The sequence below is a fragment of the Pseudomonas synxantha BG33R genome (assembly GCF_000263715.2).
Classification (GTDB): domain Bacteria; phylum Pseudomonadota; class Gammaproteobacteria; order Pseudomonadales; family Pseudomonadaceae; genus Aquipseudomonas; species Aquipseudomonas synxantha_A.
On sequence record NZ_CM001514.1, the window covers coordinates 4,225,929 to 4,243,037 of the forward strand.

Annotated in this window: 17 protein-coding genes and 2 pseudogenes; 6 read left to right on the forward strand and 13 right to left on the reverse strand. The window is 59.8% G+C overall.

Annotated features, from left to right (window positions below):
• The first annotated feature begins 6 nt into the window (after positions 1-6).
• Entirely contained in the window at positions 7-372 is a 366-nt protein-coding gene (locus PSEBG33_RS09015) for a hypothetical protein (RefSeq protein ID WP_005789830.1), read from the forward strand.
• 10 nt (positions 373-382) lie between these two features.
• Here the strand turns inward: PSEBG33_RS09015 and PSEBG33_RS09010 are convergent, their stop codons facing one another.
• On the reverse strand, positions 383-1,102 hold the full coding sequence (locus PSEBG33_RS09010) for a class I SAM-dependent methyltransferase (RefSeq protein WP_005789832.1): 720 nt from the start codon (positions 1,100-1,102) through the stop codon (positions 383-385).
• A 184-nt stretch (positions 1,103-1,286) separates the two neighbouring features.
• On the opposite strand from PSEBG33_RS09010, the gene PSEBG33_RS09005 reads away from it, so the two are divergent.
• Positions 1,287-1,655 carry a cupin domain-containing protein gene (locus tag PSEBG33_RS09005; protein WP_005789834.1) on the forward strand — a complete coding sequence of 123 codons (369 nt, stop codon included), beginning with the start codon at positions 1,287-1,289 and terminating at the stop codon, positions 1,653-1,655.
• A gap of 70 nt (positions 1,656-1,725) precedes the next feature.
• Here PSEBG33_RS09005 and PSEBG33_RS09000 read toward each other — a convergent pair whose 3' ends face one another.
• The 7 genes from PSEBG33_RS09000 to PSEBG33_RS08970 all read right to left on the reverse strand — a co-directional run bounded on the left by PSEBG33_RS09000 (position 1,726) and on the right by PSEBG33_RS08970 (position 9,275).
• Positions 1,726-2,811 carry a GlxA family transcriptional regulator gene (locus tag PSEBG33_RS09000; protein ID WP_005789835.1) on the reverse strand — a complete coding sequence of 362 codons (1,086 nt, stop codon included), beginning with the start codon at positions 2,809-2,811 and terminating at the stop codon, positions 1,726-1,728.
• Between the two features lie 22 nt (positions 2,812-2,833).
• Complete coding sequence (locus PSEBG33_RS08995; protein ID WP_005789837.1) at positions 2,834-4,240, reverse strand: amino acid permease; 1,407 nt, start codon at positions 4,238-4,240, stop codon at positions 2,834-2,836.
• Between the two features lie 138 nt (positions 4,241-4,378).
• Positions 4,379-5,119 (reverse strand): BPL-N domain-containing protein, encoded by a 741-nt coding sequence (locus PSEBG33_RS08990; RefSeq protein ID WP_005789839.1) that lies wholly within the window; start codon positions 5,117-5,119, stop codon positions 4,379-4,381.
• A gap of 110 nt (positions 5,120-5,229) precedes the next feature.
• A complete protein-coding gene (locus PSEBG33_RS08985; protein WP_005789840.1) occupies positions 5,230-6,960 on the reverse strand; it encodes an OPT family oligopeptide transporter in 1,731 nt (576 codons plus the stop codon).
• Between the two features lie 201 nt (positions 6,961-7,161).
• Complete coding sequence (locus PSEBG33_RS08980) at positions 7,162-7,788, reverse strand: glutathione S-transferase family protein (protein WP_005789842.1); 627 nt, start codon at positions 7,786-7,788, stop codon at positions 7,162-7,164.
• Between the two features lie 67 nt (positions 7,789-7,855).
• Complete coding sequence (locus PSEBG33_RS08975) at positions 7,856-8,551, reverse strand: tRNA (adenine(22)-N(1))-methyltransferase (RefSeq protein WP_005789844.1); 696 nt, start codon at positions 8,549-8,551, stop codon at positions 7,856-7,858.
• Between the two features lie 10 nt (positions 8,552-8,561).
• On the reverse strand, positions 8,562-9,275 hold the full coding sequence (locus PSEBG33_RS08970) for a FadR/GntR family transcriptional regulator (protein WP_005789846.1): 714 nt from the start codon (positions 9,273-9,275) through the stop codon (positions 8,562-8,564).
• 327 nt (positions 9,276-9,602) lie between these two features.
• On the opposite strand from PSEBG33_RS08970, the gene PSEBG33_RS08965 reads away from it, so the two are divergent.
• Both PSEBG33_RS08965 and gudD read left to right on the forward strand, forming a co-directional pair.
• Positions 9,603-10,964 (forward strand): MFS transporter, encoded by a 1,362-nt coding sequence (locus PSEBG33_RS08965; RefSeq protein WP_005789849.1) that lies wholly within the window; start codon positions 9,603-9,605, stop codon positions 10,962-10,964.
• A 20-nt stretch (positions 10,965-10,984) separates the two neighbouring features.
• Entirely contained in the window at positions 10,985-12,310 is a 1,326-nt protein-coding gene (gudD, locus tag PSEBG33_RS08960; RefSeq protein ID WP_005789850.1) for a glucarate dehydratase, read from the forward strand.
• A gap of 196 nt (positions 12,311-12,506) precedes the next feature.
• On the opposite strand, the pseudogene PSEBG33_RS08955 reads toward gudD, so the two are convergent.
• From PSEBG33_RS08955 to PSEBG33_RS08940, 4 genes and pseudogenes are all read right to left on the reverse strand, one after another.
• A pseudogene (locus PSEBG33_RS08955) lies at positions 12,507-13,508 on the reverse strand (chitinase); the annotation flags it as partial.
• Between the two features lie 40 nt (positions 13,509-13,548).
• Entirely contained in the window at positions 13,549-14,184 is a 636-nt protein-coding gene (locus tag PSEBG33_RS08950) for a lytic polysaccharide monooxygenase auxiliary activity family 9 protein (RefSeq protein ID WP_005789853.1), read from the reverse strand.
• A 322-nt stretch (positions 14,185-14,506) separates the two neighbouring features.
• Positions 14,507-14,881 (reverse strand): addiction module antidote protein, encoded by a 375-nt coding sequence (locus PSEBG33_RS08945; protein ID WP_032803654.1) that lies wholly within the window; start codon positions 14,879-14,881, stop codon positions 14,507-14,509.
• 1 nt (position 14,882) lies between these two features.
• Entirely contained in the window at positions 14,883-15,185 is a 303-nt protein-coding gene (locus tag PSEBG33_RS08940; protein WP_005789857.1) for a type II toxin-antitoxin system RelE/ParE family toxin, read from the reverse strand.
• Positions 15,186-15,654: 469 nt separating this feature from the next.
• Between PSEBG33_RS08940 and PSEBG33_RS08935 the strand changes: the two genes are divergently transcribed.
• On the forward strand, positions 15,655-16,266 hold the full coding sequence (locus PSEBG33_RS08935; protein ID WP_005789858.1) for a DapH/DapD/GlmU-related protein: 612 nt from the start codon (positions 15,655-15,657) through the stop codon (positions 16,264-16,266).
• A 336-nt stretch (positions 16,267-16,602) separates the two neighbouring features.
• On the forward strand, positions 16,603-16,908 hold the full coding sequence (locus tag PSEBG33_RS08930) for a DUF6124 family protein (RefSeq protein WP_005789859.1): 306 nt from the start codon (positions 16,603-16,605) through the stop codon (positions 16,906-16,908).
• A gap of 74 nt (positions 16,909-16,982) precedes the next feature.
• Here PSEBG33_RS08930 and PSEBG33_RS29775 read toward each other — a convergent pair.
• Positions 16,983-17,106 (reverse strand): annotated as a pseudogene (locus tag PSEBG33_RS29775) (MerR family transcriptional regulator); the annotation flags it as partial.
• Positions 17,107-17,109: the final 3 nt, after the last annotated feature.

Here is a 17,109-nt window from a genome sequence, read left to right on the forward strand (position 1 = left end):
TTTTTTATGCCGCCTGCCACACGCGACCACGCCCGTATCGAACGCCGTCTCATTGCAGCCCTGACCGACGCCTGCGAGATCGCAAAGGTCGAAATCCCGGGCTTCGACTGGTTGACCCACACCGTCGACTACCGCGCCTTCCCCCAAAGCCTGCGGGTGATCTGGGTGTTCGACAGTGTCGCGAGCAAGGCTCACGCCCTCGCGACCGGCGCGGACGCCCGTATGCGCGAGCTGACTACCGCCGCGCTGGTTGACGCTGACGTGCACGTCCCGAATGTCGCCCGCTGCGTCAGTTTCGACTCCGAAGAGGAATGCCACCTTCGGCATGGCGGCGATTGGCGTCGACGATTAGCCAATCTACGGGCGATCTGAAGTCGATCTTTCACGCCCCCGCTTTACACGTCAACCAGGCCCCCCAGAAAAGGCTGCTGAAGAAACGCGTCGCGTCGCCAAACCCGGCGTCGTGCAACAGTTTCTGAACCGCCGCTTCGGAATGGGGCGGGTCAGCGCCTTGAAGGATTTTGCCGAGCTTGGCCTTCACTTCGTCCGGGCTGGCTCCATGCTGACGCCACCGTTGGCCCCACGCCGCCAGCAGCAACGGCTGGCTGGCATACGCATAGTGATTGCCCGCGACGATCAGCGGTGCACCCGGTTTCAGGTGCGCCCGAATCGATTGCAGCATCCGACCCTTGGCGTCATCACCCTCCAGGTGGTGAAGCACACCGATCAAGGTGGCGGCGTCGTATGACGCGTCTGCTGCCAGGTCTTCAAGCGGCCCGAGATGCAGGGTTGTTCTATCAAGCAAGTGGTTGGCTTCCAGCTGCTGCCTTGCCGCGTCGAGCATCGGCTGGGAGGGATCAACCGCCATAAAGCGCCATTCCGGTTCAAGGCTGGCCATGGCGATGATCTCCTGCGCCGTACCGCCGGCACCGACCACAAGTACCTTGGCCGAAGGGGCATCGCCAAGGCTCGCCGCGAGCATGCACGCTGCCAGATCCTGGCACGCGTCATAGCCCGCCAGCGCGATACGGCTTTGTCGTGCATACTCGTTAGCTCTTGAGGTATCGAATTTGTCAGCAGGGTTGGGTGAGGATGAGTTCAAGGCGGTTCTCCGTGGCCTTGACGCAAATTACGTTAACCGTGGCAGCAAGAAAAATTCATTAATGTTATGTGCTGCATTCCCATGGGGAATGCGGGGGCGTGCGAGTGGAGGGGTTGCAGGATCGTACAAGCCTCTGACCTGTCGCCCGGATAGTCTGGCCTTCTCATCGACAGGAAGATCCCGCATGACTCAAGCACAGCCCGTAAACCTTGCGCAAAAAGCCTCGCTCATCGACCAGCAATGGAGCCCAAGGGTGGTGGCCGAAATGAACGACTACCAGTTCAAGGTGGTGCGCATCGAGGGCGAGTTCATTTGGCACTCACACCCGGAAACCGATGAAGCGTTCCTGGTGCTCGAAGGCACGCTGCGTATCGACCTGCCGGACGGCCCGGTGTATGTGAAGCCGGGTGAGTTGTATGTGGTGCCGCGTGGCATTGAGCACAGGACGGCGGCCGAGGGAGAAGCCAGGCTGATGATGATCGAGCCGCGGGGTATCCTGAATACCGGGCATGAAGGTGGTGAGCGTACGGCGTTGAATGACCAGTGGATTTGAACGTTGAGGCGCATAGATCTGTGTGGGAGGGGGCGTACGCAAAGTTGTGTCGATACCTATCACCGCGGCCTTATCTCCTTTGAACCTGCACACTCGCAAATGTCGGCTCGTCACGCGCCTGCTCCAACGTGTTCTTGGGCCGTTCCGATACTGGGGCAGGCGTCACCGGTCGCACTGCGGCGGGCGGATGCAGGCGCATGTCCGAGCGCTCATCGCTGGGCGCTACGCCGAAGAAATCCCGGTAGCACTTGGAAAAATGCGGCGTGGACACAAAGCCGCAAATCACCGCCAGCTCGACAATCGAAATCGGCGTCTGCATCAACAACTGACGCGCACGGGTCAGGCGCAGTTTGAGGTAATAGCGCGATGGCGTGCAGTACAGGTGCTTCTGAAACATGCGCTCCAACTGGCGGCGGGACACGTGCACATAGGCGGCCAGTTGGTCGAGGTCGATGGGTTCTTCCAGGTTGGATTCCATCAGGGCGACCACTTCCTGCAGCTTGGGCTGTTGCGTGCCGAGCAGGTGCTTGAGCGGCACGCGTTGGTGGTCGCGCTCATTGCGAATGCGCTCGTACACGAACATCTGGGAAATTGCCGCCGACAGCGTATGCCCGTGATCGCCGCCGATCAGGTGCAGCATCATGTCCAGCGGCGCAGTGCCGCCGGAGCTGGTGAAGCGGTTGCCATCGAGCGTGAACACGCTGGAGCTGACCTTGACGCGGGTAAACGCCTCCTGCATAGACGCCATCAGCTCCCAATGCACGCTGCATTGGAAGCCATCGAGCAACCCCGCCTGGGCCAGTGCCCAACTGCCGGTGCACACCGCGCCGAGGCGTTTGCAGTACAAGCGCGCCTGGCTGCGCAGCCAGGCGATGAGCGCAGGGTTGATAGCCTGTTGAATGCCGACGCCGCCGCACACAATGACTGCATCGAAGCCGCGCTGGTCCTGCGCGCACGCATCCGGGGTCACCGATACGCCATCACTGGCCCACACCGGCTGGCCGTCCAGGCTCAGGGTTTGCCAGCGGTAGAGTTCTTCGCCCGCCAATTGGTTGGCCATGCGCAGCGGCTCGACCGCACACGACAGCGATATCAGGGTGAATTGGTCCAGCAGCAAAAAGCCGATGGTCTGGCAAACAGGTGCCTCGGTTTCCATCACCGCTACCCCGCAGGCGTGATCAGGAATGTTCCAGCGCCACCGGCTTGGGTGCCCGGTTGTGCTGGCGCGACGTGACCAGGCCGATGAAGGAAATCACCAGCGCCAGGCCAATGGTCGAGGACACTTCGGTGCGGTGCTCGGGCGTCACCATCATCACCCCCAGGGCCAGGCAGATGAACACGATCACCAGGTAAGTCAGCCACGGAAACAGCCACATGCGAAAGGTCAACTCGACGTTTTGCCGAAGCAGCAAGCGACGCATACGCAGTTGCGAGATCGCGATCACCAGGTACACCAACAATGCGATGGCGCCGGAGCTGGCGAGCAGGAACTGGAACAGACCGGCTGGCATGAAGTAGCTCAGCAACGTGACGCCCGCACCGATGATGGTGCTGGCAATCACCGCCGCCCGGGGCACGCCCGCCTTCGAGGTGATTTTAACGGCCGATGGCGCATCGCCGCGTTTGCCCAGGGAAAACAACATGCGCGAGGAAATGTAGATCGAGGAGTTCATGCAACTGGCTACCGCAATCAGTACCACCACATCGACCATGAACTTGGCATTGGGAATATTCATCAGTTCCAGTGCGCGCTGATAGGAGCCCACGGACGCCAGCAGCGGGTCGTTCCAGGGCACCACGGAAATCACGATGGAGATCGACAGCAGGTAGAACACGCCGATGCGCCAGATCACCGAGCGGGTGGCCTTGGCGATGTTCTGCGCCGGGTTGCTCGATTCGGCTGCGGCGATGGTCACCGCTTCGGTACCAATGAAACTGAACATGATGGTAATGAACGCGCCCACCACCGCCGAAAGGCCGTTGGGGGCAAAACCGCCGTGTTCTTCCATCAAGCGGCTCAAGCCGCTGGCTTCACGATCCGGGATCCAGCCCATGAGCACGCTGAAACCCAGGCCGATAAAGCCGACGATGGCAATCACCTTGGCCATGGCGAACCAGAATTCGAACTCGCCATATTTGGCCACGCTGAACAGATTGGTGATCACCAGCAACACGATTGAGACCAAGGCGAACAGCCACGCATCGACCTGAGGGAACCACTGGTTGAGCACGTGCCCGGCGGCCAAGGCTTCGATGGGAATGACCAGCACCCAGAACCACCAGTACAACCAGCCGATGGTGAACCCCGCCCAGGGCCCAATGGCCTGGTCGGCGTAGGTGGAAAACGAGCCGGTGTCGGGGCGTGCCACCGCCATCTCCCCCAGCATGCGCATGACCAGCACCACCAGCAGGCCGGAAAACAGATAAGCCAGTAAAACCGCAGGTCCCGCGGCGGCGATGGCGTGTCCGGAGCCGACAAACAACCCCGCACCGATGATGCCGGCGATGGACAACATGGTCACGTGACGCGGCTTGAAGCCCTGCGCCAGCTGACCGTTGGAATCGTTGCAGTTGAGGCTAGTCATTGTTTTTGTTGTTCTCGGGCGGCCAATGACCCTCACCTTAAGTGCCCGAGGCCAAGCGCAAGTAGCCTGGTTACGCCACCATCGTGTCTGATATCGACATTTGTGAGGGTGGCCCCCTGAAGTGACGAGCGTGGCGCCCTACTCTTGCGCGCTGCGTATCAACGACCCGAACAGCTCTCCACGCGGCATCTTGCTCAGCTCGATATCGGCATTTTCAAACCATTCCCGTCCGGCTTCCGGGTGAGGCCCGCTTAACACCACTACCCCACGTTCATAGGTATACCGCGCCGCCGCCACGTCACCATTGTGGTAGGTCGCGATGACCTTGTAGGGCGCCGCGGCGCTGGCTTTGGGAAAGTAAGGGCCGTCCTGGTAAAACACATGGTCAGGCTGCCCGTCCCACGTCACCCGCACGGCGGCGTCATCGATACCGGCCACTTCAAAACCGGGGCGGCCGGCTTCGGTGTCGAGCGCCTGGGGGATCAGGCCGAGGTTGTTGTCGTCGGCCAGGTAGGCGCCCATGCACAGGCCCAGGTAGCGGCCGCCGTTGGCGACGTAACCACGGATGGCTTCGGCGCGTGCATCGCCCAGGCTGTCGAGCGCGGCCGGGATGTCCTGGCCGCCACCGGGTTGCACGTAGAGGTCATAGTGCGCCAGGTTTTTTGGCGTGATGTCGATGGGTTCGTCGGCACCGACGAAGTCAATCTGGTAATTGGGGTTGAGACGCTGCAGGGCGGTTTTCACGTTTTCCGAGCAGTCCGGGCAACCTGCCGGGCCACGGTAGATGGCGACATGGGTGATGGGGCCTGCGCCGTGCACGGGTAAAGGGTGCAGCGTAGCAACGGCGAGAAACGTGGCAGCGAGGGCAGGCAGTTTCATGGGGCAGGCTCAACGCGCAGTTGAATGGGTTTGATCCAGTGATCGCAGCGCCAAGCCTATAACGATGAGCCTTTTTAATTCGTGAAGAGTTGTAAATCCACGTGGGCCATTCATCCACTCCCCAGCATCTGCCACAACGACGCGCCCACGCCGGTAATGCTCTCACCGGCGATCAGCCCCGCCGCTGCCGTGATCGCAAAGCGCTGCGTCACGCTCGGCCAGCGACAGCTCACCGCCCAGGTCATGATCGCGCCCAGGGCCATCATCAGCGACACCGACGCGGGCAACACAAACGCCAGTCCCAAGGCTGCCGCACTGGGCAGATAGCGGGCGCGATGGGTGGGTAATGTGCTGTCGAGTATGCCCAGCAGCACACCGAACAAGCTTGCAATGCCGATGGCCCAGCGGATGCTGGGGGACAGTGAATCCAAACCGTGGGTCAGGGTTTGGGCCACGGCTTTCCAGGTGGCGACGGCCGGGGCCGGCCATTGTTCGGTGAGCAGCATGGTTTGAGGGTCAGGGATCAACGCCAGGTACGCGAATACGCCGACGATGCTGCCGACAAAAATCCCGAGGATCTGGGCGATCACTTGCTTGTGCGGCGTCGCGCCAATCGCTTTGCCCACCTTGAAGTCGTTCATCAGGTCCGTGCACTGCCCCGCCGAACCGCCGGCGGTGTTGGCGCTCATCAGGTTGATCGGCACCTGGCCCGGCGCAACGATGCCAAAGCTCAGCTGGGACAGTTGCCCGATGGCGCCAATCGGCGGAATACCGGTCGCCCCCACCACCCGCGCCGCCACGGCAGCCAGGCAGATCGCCAAGGGAATGGTCAGCAGCGCCATCCCAAGGTTGATACCGAACAACAGCGCTTGCAGGCTCACCACCAGCGCGATCGCCAAGGCAAACCCCACGGCAGGCCCGGGCTTGGGAACCGCCCACGGCGTGCCGCCAGACGCCCGGGTCGAGCGATGCAATGCCCACAGGCGAATCGCCAGGGACGCCAAGGTGGAACACACCATCAGGCTCACCCCGGGCCACAGCAGCCATTCCACCAGCGCGGCAAATTGCGGACCGTTGCTGTCGGCGGGCAGGCTCACCAGGTCGTTGGCCAACAGCCACGGCCCCAGCCCGCCCCAGGCCAGCAAGGCACCGAGCAGCAGGGTCAGGCCTACGCGAATGCCGATAATGCCGCCGAACCCCAGCAACAGCAGCGAAGGGTCGGCGGTGAAGGTCAGGCGCTCCAACGCGGGGCTCGGCGACCAGCGCGGGAAGGCCCACATAAAGGTATCTACCCACTTGACCGATCCGGACAACAGCGCCGCGCCGAGCAGCACTTTCAAGCGCGTGGCGGCTTCGCGGCCATGGTTGTAGATGTGCAGCAGGGTTTCCAGGGTGGCCATGCCTTCGGGAAACTTCAGCGCCTTGTCATTGAGCAATGAAGGCCGCAGGTACCACGCGATCCAGACCCCCAGGAAACTCACCGAAAACACCCAGGCGATCATCGGCAGCGCCGCCAGCTGGTTGCCCGTGAGCAGGGTATAGGCCGGGATGGGCGCGACCAGCCCGCCGGAAATGATCGACGCCGCGGCAGAGGCCACGGTCTGGTTGATATTGCTCTCGTGCAGGGTCCACGGCAGGTGCTCGCCGGCACGCCGGGCCAGGCCCTGCCAGATGCCATAGCCGATCAGCAAGGCGATGATCGACATGTTGAACGACCAGCCGATCTTCAAGCCCGCGTACACGTTGGAAGGGGTCAGCAGGATACCCAGCACGATCCCGGTGATGACTGCCCGCAGGCTCAATTCGCGTTCTACGGGGACGGTTGCCGAGGTGGAGTGCATGCAGATTCCTTTCGAGAAAAGCCAGTGCCACCTCTTAAGTGAGCGCTGGAGAACTCGAAGGTTCACCTACCGTACACGGGACTGGTTCCAAATGTGGGAGGGGGCTTGCTCCCGATAGCAGTCTGTCAGTCAGCATTTTTGTTGCTGACCCACCGCTATCGGGAGCAAGCCCCCTCCCACATTGGTCCTCCTCACGCCTGGCTATTTGGCGAACGCATATTCCCCGCCCCGCTCCACCGCCTTGCGGTAAGCCGGGCGCGCCTGGAGCTTTTTGACCCACGCCGCCAGGTTCGGGTAAGCCTGCAATTTACCCTGGGCCTGGGCCACTTCACCGATAAAGCTCATCTGGATATCTGCGCCACTGAGTTCGTCGCCCACCAGGTACGGCGTGCGCCCCAGCACGTCATTCAGGTAGCCGAGGTAGTTGACCAGTTCCGATTCAATCCGTGGATGCAACGGTGCGCCCGCTTCACCCAGCCGCCCCACATAGAGGTTGAGCATCAACGGCAGCATGGCCGAGCCTTCGGCAAAATGCAGCCATTGCACATAGCTGTCGTAGGCGTCGGTGGCCGGGTCGGGTTGCAGTTGGCCGTTGCCGTGGCGGCGGATCAGGTAGTCGATGATTGCGGCAGATTCGATCAGCACGCGGGAACCGTCTTCGATCACCGGGGATTTGCCCAGGGGGTGAATGGCCTTGAGTTCAGGTGGCGCCAGGTTGGTCTTGGCGTCGCGCTGGTAGCGTTTGATGTCGTAGGGCAGGCCCAGTTCTTCAAGCACCCACAGGATACGTTGTGAGCGGGAATTGTTGAGGTGGTGAACAGTGATCATAGCGGGCAACACCTTGGGGGATTTAGGAGAAGACTACAGGGTAGCGGTGAAGTGCCGTGAATGTGGCTCAGGCGAGCAACTGATCGATCCACTTCACCTGCTGCACGATCTCCTGCACTTTCTGCTCGGGCACGGCCTGCCGCGCCTGTTCGAGGCTGGCCAGTGTCTTGCGTTTTTCGCGCACTATACGCTGCCACTTCGCCAGGAACTCCTCGCTACGCGCCTGCATTTGCAACGGGCCGAAGTACAGCTGCTCGGCGGTATAGGTGACCGCCTCGGCGCGTTCGGCGACGATGATTTCATAGTAGAAGCGGTTTTCCCGCAGCAGCTCCTCATGCAGGATCTGGTAGCCGTTCTCCATCAGCCATTGGCGCAGGGGTTGCTCGCCGCCGTTGGGTTGCAGGATCAGGCGTTCGCGGCCATTGAGGTGCGCCTTGCCGCTGTCGAGAATGTCGCGGATGGTCTCGCCGCCCATGCCGCACAGGCTGACGACAGTAATATCATCGCCCGCTTCGATTGCTGCCAAGCCATCAGCCAGGCGCACGGTGATGTGCTGCGCCAGGCCGTTATCGTTCACGGTACGGTTGGCTGCGTGAAACGGTGTAGCGGCCACTTCCCCCGCCACGGCCGCCGCAATAGCGCCTCGGTGCATCAAGGCCACCGGCAGGTAGGCGTGGTCCGAGCCGATATCGGCCAGGCGTGCGCCGGCTGGCACGTGCGCCGCCACACGCTCAAGGCGCATGGACAAGGTGTGTTGGTTCAACGGTGGTTCCTTATGAGTGCCCGGAAAATCGATCCCGGCTGTTGGTCAAGTGCAGCACCATGGCCGCCCGCGCGGCATCCGGGTCCTGGCGCTTGATGGCGTTGTAGATCGCCTCGTGCTCCAGGTTCGCCAACTGCCCCAGCTGGGCAAAGTCTGCGCCGCCGCGTTCGGCGTCCTTGACCTGGGTGCGCGGGATCATCGCACTGCCCAGGTGCAACATGATGTCGGTAAAAAAGGTATTGCCGGTGGCCTCGGCGATCAGCTGATGAAAGCGTTTGTCTTCCTCCACGCAACTGTCGTTGTTGGCCAGCGAGGCCTGGTAGTCGTCCAGCGCCTGGCGCATACGGGCCAGCTGCACGTCGCTCCTGCGCAGCGCGGCCAACGCCACGGCCTGCACCTCAAGGCCCAGGCGTAATTCGAGCATGTTGCGCACGCTGGCGACCGTGTCCACATGCAGGCGCAGGCCCGGCTGCGTGTGTTGCTCCAGCACAAAGGTGCCGATGCCGTGACGCGTCTCCACCAGCCCCGACGCCTGCAACTTGGACAAGGCTTCACGCACCACGGTGCGGCTCACTCCGTGCTCAAGCACGATGGTGGATTCAGACGGCAGTTTTTCACCGGGTTTGAGTTGCCCGAGCAGGATGCGCTGGGTCAGCGCCTCAACCACGCCCTGGGCCAGGTTGGTGGAGCGTTTACGCACAGGCGTTGGGCTTTCAATGGGCATGACTACAGGTCCGCAGGGTTGGGCAGGAGCAAGCTTATCACCCTGCCCGGAAGCACTGCCCTTTTGCTGCAAAAAACCTTTAACTTGTATGACAACACATCAAATGCTCACCAACTGCATTGCTGATCTGCTCAAAACACTCCAGACAAGCCCCGCTACGACAACCAATGAAAACGGTTAAATAACCGAACCAACTGGTCCGTCACAGTACTTATAAAAACAAATTCACTCCTCGGCGCATTGCGATTCACGGAAAATCACTTGTATGATGTCTGTCAACAAAACAGCCAAACCCGCATAAAAACAATCAGGGGGAAGTTTCAAATGGTGAGCCATTCAAGCCCAGCATCGGCCGTACCCGAAAGTGATTCAGTGCTCGCCCGCGCCGTGAGCAAAGTGAAGCGCCATGTGCTGCCACTGTTCGTGGTCATGTTCATCCTCAACTACATCGACCGGGTCAATATCGGCTTTGTGCGCACGCACATGGAGCATGACCTGGGGATCGGCGCAGCGGCCTACGGCTTCGGCGCCGGGCTGTTCTTCATCGGTTATGCGCTGTTCGAAGTGCCGTCCAACATGCTGCTGCAAAAGGTCGGCGCCCGTATCTGGCTGACCCGCATCATGTTCACCTGGGGCATCGTCGCCACGCTGATGGCGTTTATCCAGAACGAAACCCACTTCTACATCCTGCGTTTCTTGCTGGGCGTGGCGGAAGCCGGGTTCTTCCCCGGCGTGATCTATTACTTCACGCGTTGGTTGCCCGGCGTGGAGCGCGGCAAGGCCATCGCTATTTTCCTCAGTGGCTCGGCGGTGGCGTCGTTGATCTCCGGGCCGTTGTCGGGCGCGTTGTTGCAGATCGAAGGTTTTGGCTTGCACGGCTGGCAATGGATGTTCGGTATCGAGGGCCTGGCTTCGGTGGCACTGGGCTTTTTTGTGTGGTTCTGGCTGGACTCCAAGCCCCATGATGCCAAGTGGATGACCCGCGAAGAACAGGACGCCCTGGTTGACGCCATCGACCAGGAACAGCGCGAACGTGAAGCCCTGACCACGGTGAAACCGACCATCGGCAAGCTGCTCAAGGACCGCCAGATCCTGCTGTTCTGCGCTCTGTACTTCTGCATTCAACTGACGATCTATGCCGCCACCTTCTGGCTGCCGAGCATCATCAAGAAAATGGGCGACCTGAGTGATGTGCAGGTGGGTTTCTTCAACTCGATCCCCTGGCTGATCTCCATCATTGCCATGTACGCCTTTGCGTCGCTGTCGGGCAAGTTCAAGTTCCAGCAAGCCTGGGTCGCGGCGGCCCTGCTGATCGCGGCGGCCGGCATGTTCATGTCCACCACCGGCGGGCCGATATTCGCCTTCGTCGCGATCTGCTTTGCGGCCATCGGGTTCAAGTCCGCGTCGTCGCTGTTCTGGCCGATCCCCCAGGGCTACCTCGACGTGCGCATCGCCGCCGCCGTGATCGCACTGATCAACTCCATCGGCAACCTGGGCGGCTTTGTCGCGCCAACCACCTTCGGCTTTCTGGAACAAACCACCGGCTCGATCCAGGGCGGGCTGTATGGCCTGGCCGGCACCTCGGTGCTTGCGGCCATTCTGGTGTTTTTCGCCAAGACGTCGCCCTCTGTCGTGCAGACCTCACATAGCGCTGCCCCCTCAGGCGCCGCCATCAGCAAATCCCTTTGAGCGTATATAAGGACCTTGCCATGAATACCCCTGTAGTCACCCATTTCCAGGTCATCCCGGTCGCCGGCCACGACAGCATGTTGCTGAACCTCAGCGGTGCCCACGGCCCCTACTTCACGCGCAATATCGTCATCCTCAAGGACAGCAGCGGCAACACCGGCGTGGGCGAAGTGCCCGGCGGCGAGCGCATTCGTGAAACCCTTGAAGATGCACGCAGCCTGGTGATCGGTCAGCCGATTGGCCAGTACCAGCGCGTGCTTAACCAGATGCGCAGCACCTTCGCATCGCGGGACGCCGCCGGGCGCGGCCTGCAAACCTTCGACCTGCGCATTACCATTCACGCCGTCACTGCTATGGAGGCCGCTCTGCTCGACCTGCTGGGCCAGTTCCTCGAAGTGCCGGTGGCCGCCTTGCTTGGCGAAGGCCAGCAACGCGACGCGGTGAAGATGCTCGGCTACCTGTTCTATGTGGGGGATCGCAACGCCACCGACCTGGCTTACCGCAACGAGGCCGACGCCGATGATGAGTGGTTCCGCCTGCGTCATGAAAAAGCTCTGACCGCCGACGCGGTGGTGCGCCTGGCCGAAGCGGCCAAGGCCAAATATGGTTTCAACGATTTCAAGCTCAAGGGCGGCGTATTGAGTGGCGACGCCGAAATAGAAGCCGTCACCGCGCTGGCCGAACGCTTTCCCGACGCGCGCATCACCCTTGACCCAAACGGTGCCTGGTCGTTGAAAGAAGCCATCCGCCTGTGCCGCGACCAGCATCATGTGCTGGCCTACGCCGAAGACCCCTGCGGCGCAGAAAACGGCTACTCGGGCCGCGAAGTCATGGCCGAATTCCGCCGCGCCACGGGCCTTAAAACCGCTACCAACATGATCGCCACCGACTGGCGTGAAATGGGCCACGCCATCCAGCTGCAATCAGTGGACATCCCCCTCGCCGACCCGCACTTCTGGACAATGCAAGGCTCGGTGCGCGTCGCACAAATGTGCAACGAGTGGGGCCTGACCTGGGGCTCGCACTCCAACAACCACTTCGATATTTCCCTGGCGATGTTCACCCAGGTGGCTGCGGCCGCCCCGGGTGAGATCACCGCCATCGACACCCACTGGATCTGGCAGGACGGCCAGCGCCTGACCCGCGAACCGCTGAAGATTGAAGGGGGTTACGTAAAGGTGCCGGCCAAGCCGGGCCTGGGTGTGGATATCGATATGGACGCGGTGGCCAAGGCTCATGAACTGTACAAAGGCATGGGCCTTGGGGCACGAGATGACAGTGTGGCGATGCAGTTCTTGATTCCGGGTTGGGGCTTTGATAACAAGCGGCCTTGCTTGGTGCGGTGAATCGGCTTTAGGAGCGCTCAGCGCAATTTGAGCGTGACGCAAAAAATCCGATGCCCAAACAGGCATCGGATTTTAGTCAGATCAGAAGCTTAGCTGTTTGACCTCTGGCACGTCTGCCAGAGGTCTCTTTGCGCTATTGCTGACTGGCGACCTCCAGACCCGCTGCGTCCTGCTCCAGGCCAGAAAGAGCAGTGCCATTGATCAGCGGACCATAACGGCGGCTGAATTCCCAGTTGTAGGGCACGTGGTCTTTGCTGATCCCGTTGTCCCAATTCACCGACCAGGTCATCAGGCCCTTGATCGACAATCCTTTGTCGTACAAACGCTTGAATGCATGGGTCACGGCTGCTGGGTTGGTCACATAACCGGTGGCAGCCGCATCGACGTTCGCAGGCAGGCCAATCACGAACTTGTCTGCCGGGATTTTGGTAAACCCGCGCGTTCCGCTCACCAGGCTTTCGGTCAGGTAAAACAGGAAGTCCTCCTTCATCGCGTCGTTGTTCTGGGCAATCCAGGCACCGTTGCCGTTGTTGACCTCCTGCACCCAGATCCCGTCGCCACCCTGGTTGTAATACTGTGGGGCGATGAAGTCGTAATAGCCTTCCAGCGCCTGGATGTACCCGACGTATTTGCCGGCGGTGGTGAGGTAGGGAAACTCCGGCGCCATGCTGATAATGAAGTGTTTGCCTTGACCGGCGTAGTGGTCCTTGACCAATTTCAACGCGGCGGGCAGGACAGTCTTGTTGTCGGCGAAATCAATCGCGCTCTGTTCAAGATCGATATCCAGGCCATCAAAGCCATAGGTTTCCACCAGGCGGATAATCTCGTTGGCCAGTGGCTGTTCGTTGCCTTTATGCAGTTCGATGTGTGCATCGGCGCCGCCAAGGGAAATCAGCACCGCCCTGCCCTGGCTGTTCAGCACGCCCACCTGGCGACGGAACTCGGCGTCGGACAGGTTGTACGGTTTGAAGGTCGGGATACCGTTGCCCTTCATGAAGGCCACGGCCACCACGTTGTAATCCCTTGGTACGTCCGCCAGGCTCATATTGGCGAACTGGCCACGCTGGTAGCCATCGCTCGGGCCGGCAGGCCAGTTGTGCCAGAAGCCCATGAGGATCTTTTTGCCGGCAATGCTCGGCATCAGCGAAGCGGCGTCGTTGAGCGGCGATTGCAGTGAGGTAAAGTCAATATTTGACATGTTCTAATCCTTCAGAACGTGTGGGTTTAACGGCGCGGGCTTATTTGAAGTCCACGTCGAAGGCTTGATAGAAGGCGTTGCCGGTGTTGGCGACGATCCACATCAATACGATCACATGCTGGCCCTTTTTGTTGGCCGGCAGTTTCACTTCATGATTGACCTTGGCCTTCAGTTCGCCTGCATGGCTGTAGTACGGCACCTGGGTATAGAAGTCTTCAGCGAACGGCTGGGTTTCCAGTTGTGCGCGGGTGATGCGTTGTTTCGGATCCCAGCCATCCTTGGTGATCAGCCAGCGATAGCCACGGGTGGTGTGCGGCGCGGTGTATGCCCAGGTGACCTTGAAGGTCTGACCCGGCTCGACATTGAGCAACGGCCAGGTGAAGGCGCGGCCGAGTTTCTTGGCCATTTCCTCGTGGGTGAAGTTGACGCAGTCACGCGCATCGGTCTTGCCACCGCTGAGGATGAAGCCGTCGGCTGGTGGAGTGACGCTGTCACTGTCGGTTTGATAAGGCGCCGGGAACGGACCGGCCATCAGTGCCGGGAAGTTTTTGCCGCCTTCCATTTCATTGACCTGCCAGGTCTCCAGCAGGCCCAGATCCACGGCGACTGCACCACGGCTGGAAGGGGATGTGACACGACCATGGCGAAGCGGTGTCTGGGTTTGTGGTTTGTTCATTTTGTGACTCCATTGATTTGATTAAGAACTCTCCTTTCTTGAAGGAGAGGACCTCAACCTAACGGAGTCGCTTTTTTTTGCCACTGGCCCATTTTTCACTCATTTTCGTTTCATGAGCGCGCCGACTCGAAAACACTGGATATATAACCAGTGTTATGGGAATAACCTTACGCTGCTAGAGGTGGATTTCCTACAAGACCAGGCGCACATCAACTCAGCTTCTTTCGTAAATCGCATCATCCCTTCGTAAGAGATAGCCCTCTGTGGACAAAAAGGGACGTCTCTATTTTCAATCAAATAAACCGTCCCCCTTTTGGGTCCATCAGGTTTTGCCGGTGACGGCCGTTTTTTTAATTGTGGTCGCGGCAATCGGTTGCACCGTCAGTTCCACCCCCAATGCCAACATCAGCTTCTGGACCGTCTCATAACGCGTCTTTGAGCCGCCTTTCAGGGTTTTATACAAGCTCTCCCGATTCACCCCCGCCGCTTCGGCAACCTTGTTCACACCCTGGGCCTTGGCAACCTCGGCCAGCGCTTTCATAAGGACTTGCGGATCATGGCACGCCATGCTTTGCGCAAGATAAGCGCTGATGGCTTGCGGGCTATCGAGAAAGCGAGAAGCCTCATAGGCGCTGGTGCCGGATGTATCCAGCTCGAGGATCGGCATGTCCTCTGGTTTGAATGTTGACTGACTCATGTCATTGACCTCTCAGGGCATCGAGAATCTCTTTTGCCCGCTTGATTCCTCGTTTCTGGTCGGTTTTATCGCTCCCCCACAGCATCAGGTAAGCGGTGATGCCCGTGCGCACAAAGTAAATCCTGTATCCGGGCCCGACAAACACACGCATTTCACTCATGCCATTGCCTACAGGCTGGCAATCGCCAAAATTGTTTTCTTCGGCTCGATCCAGGCGGATCAGTACAGCCGTTTTTCCCCACACATCCCTCATTCCGTCGAGCCATGTATCGAACTCGGGCGTCCTGCCAATCGTATTGATCACAGAGTCACTTGTAGCCTACTGGCTACTCCTTGTAGATGCCAGTGAATTTTTAATGTCGGTGAGCACCGCAAGAAAAAATCCTAGTCCAGCCGCCGCGCAGGCAGCCGAGCAATACTATTAGCGCTTGTGTACCTTGCATCCAGAGCAGCTGATCAGGCATTGAGCCGAGGGCAGCGCCAGCCGAAAAGGGAGGGCCAATCAACGCCTATCAATGTGGGAGGGGGCTTGCTCCCGATAGCGGTGTATTTGCCATTGAGAGGTTGGCTGACCTGCCGCAATCGGGAGCAAGCCCCCTCCCACATTTGCACTGCGTTGTTGTTGAGGCAGCATTTTTGCGCACAACGTCGACCCGCGACTTTCTTTGGTATTAAGTAAACCGGGGCAGACACTATTAAGATGTCGCCCGAGCCCACCACCCTATCGTCACAGCGGGCTCTACCCTCCCACCCCGACATCGGAAGCGCTCTGCATGAAGCTACCTGAGATCAGTACATTCATCGCTCAATGGCCCTCCCTTGGCGTGACGCAGCCTGCCGCTTGGCGGGTGTCTCAAGACTGCGAAAACCAGGTTCTGGCCTTGCTGTCACGCCTCGGCACGGGCTACCGGCGCCACGCAGACTGTGCCATCCACGAAAGCGCCATTGTCGAAGAAGGTGCGGTGTTGAAAGGTCCGATCATCATCGGCGAAGGAGCATTTGTAGCAGCGGGAGCCTACCTGCGTGGCGGCGTTTATCTGGGCAGCCATTGCATTGTGGGCCCAAGCTGCGAACTGAAAAGCACCTTCATGCTGGCCGCAAGCAAGCTGGCACACTTCAACTTTGTCGGCGATTCATTGATTGGCGAAGGGGTAAATATTGAAGCCGGTGCAATCATCGCCAATTACCGGAATGAGTTGGATGGGGCGGATATCCAGATCCGCTACGCAGACAATGTGATCGACACAGGGGTGAACAAATTTGGTGCCCTGGTAGGCGACGGCTGCAAAATCGGCGCGAATGCCGTCATTGCTCCAGGCGCAATATTAGAGCCAAACAGTCGTGTTCCGCGTTTGGGGTTGATTGACCAGTTCGCCTACGAGTAGCGATAGCCTGTAGACATGTCCTACAGCGCGCTGCACCACCTTGCTCCGTTGCCTACAGTTGCGTCAGAATCCGCCGGCTTGTGCGCTTGGATGGGCGTCTCTAAGGTGGCTCGGTCGCTGACAACTCAGTGATCGGGTTTAGTAGCCCGAGTGACAACATAAAGTGCATGAGCCTCATCGAGCAGATGTTCTTGTCTGTGCTTGATGGTGGCTGTGCGCAGGGCGCCCTCGGGCGCGCCGGCTTTGTGTGTTTCCCCGGTCTACTAACCTGCGTACAGCCGCCACCCTTTCGTTTAGTAGCGAAGAGGTGTTGGCCCTAAAACAGGTACAACACACATGTATAAAGTCAAGCCCAACCCTCCAAACGATCCAAACCTCAAGCTTGATCAGGCAGCCGTTAACCCCCACGCCGAACCACCCCCCTCACCGCTGTTCAGCGTTGCCGACGACGCCAGCAACGAAATGCTCATCGCCAACAGCTACGAAACCTTTTCCTCGGTGACAGCGTTATTGCTTGACCTGTCGGATGAACTGTCAGGCAAACAGCGCGATGTCGCGCTGGCGATTCATCAGCTGAGTGAATTGGGGGTTTTGTTGGTGGACAAATTGATGGCGAGGGAAAGTGCTTCAACGGTTAGCTAGTCTTGCAGCCACCCGATAGACCGCCGCGTCGTCATGATCGACTTAACGACGACTCGGCAGCACCTTTGCGCCGGTCAGGCCTTCGGGGCCTGGCGGGCGCTCTTTCTCTTGGAAGACGCTGGAGCCACCCCTTCCTCGCGCAGACGATTAATCAGCAGCTGCGCATTCTGCACATGCCACACCCTCGGGTTTACCGTCGAA

Excerpts from the sequence above, each read along its gene's own strand:
- PSEBG33_RS08945 (WP_032803654.1), bottom strand. The coding sequence starts at position 14,881 with ATGAGTCAGTCAACATTCAAACCAGAGGACATGCCGATCCTCGAGCTG.
- PSEBG33_RS08985 (WP_005789840.1), bottom strand. The coding sequence starts at position 6,960 with ATGCACTCCACCTCGGCAACCGTCCCCGTAGAACGCGAATTGAGCCTG.
- PSEBG33_RS09015 (WP_005789830.1), top strand. The coding sequence starts at position 7 with ATGCCGCCTGCCACACGCGACCACGCCCGTATCGAACGCCGTCTCATT.
- PSEBG33_RS08950 (WP_005789853.1), bottom strand. The coding sequence starts at position 14,184 with ATGAACAAACCACAAACCCAGACACCGCTTCGCCATGGTCGTGTCACA.
- PSEBG33_RS09000 (WP_005789835.1), bottom strand. The coding sequence starts at position 2,811 with ATGGAAACCGAGGCACCTGTTTGCCAGACCATCGGCTTTTTGCTGCTG.
- PSEBG33_RS08930 (WP_005789859.1), top strand. The coding sequence starts at position 16,603 with ATGTATAAAGTCAAGCCCAACCCTCCAAACGATCCAAACCTCAAGCTT.
- PSEBG33_RS08980 (WP_005789842.1), bottom strand. The coding sequence starts at position 7,788 with ATGATCACTGTTCACCACCTCAACAATTCCCGCTCACAACGTATCCTG.
- PSEBG33_RS08995 (WP_005789837.1), bottom strand. The coding sequence starts at position 4,240 with ATGACTAGCCTCAACTGCAACGATTCCAACGGTCAGCTGGCGCAGGGC.
- PSEBG33_RS09005 (WP_005789834.1), top strand. The coding sequence starts at position 1,287 with ATGACTCAAGCACAGCCCGTAAACCTTGCGCAAAAAGCCTCGCTCATC.
- PSEBG33_RS08970 (WP_005789846.1), bottom strand. The coding sequence starts at position 9,275 with ATGCCCATTGAAAGCCCAACGCCTGTGCGTAAACGCTCCACCAACCTG.
- PSEBG33_RS08935 (WP_005789858.1), top strand. The coding sequence starts at position 15,655 with ATGAAGCTACCTGAGATCAGTACATTCATCGCTCAATGGCCCTCCCTT.
- gudD (WP_005789850.1), top strand. The coding sequence starts at position 10,985 with ATGAATACCCCTGTAGTCACCCATTTCCAGGTCATCCCGGTCGCCGGC.
- PSEBG33_RS08990 (WP_005789839.1), bottom strand. The coding sequence starts at position 5,119 with ATGAAACTGCCTGCCCTCGCTGCCACGTTTCTCGCCGTTGCTACGCTG.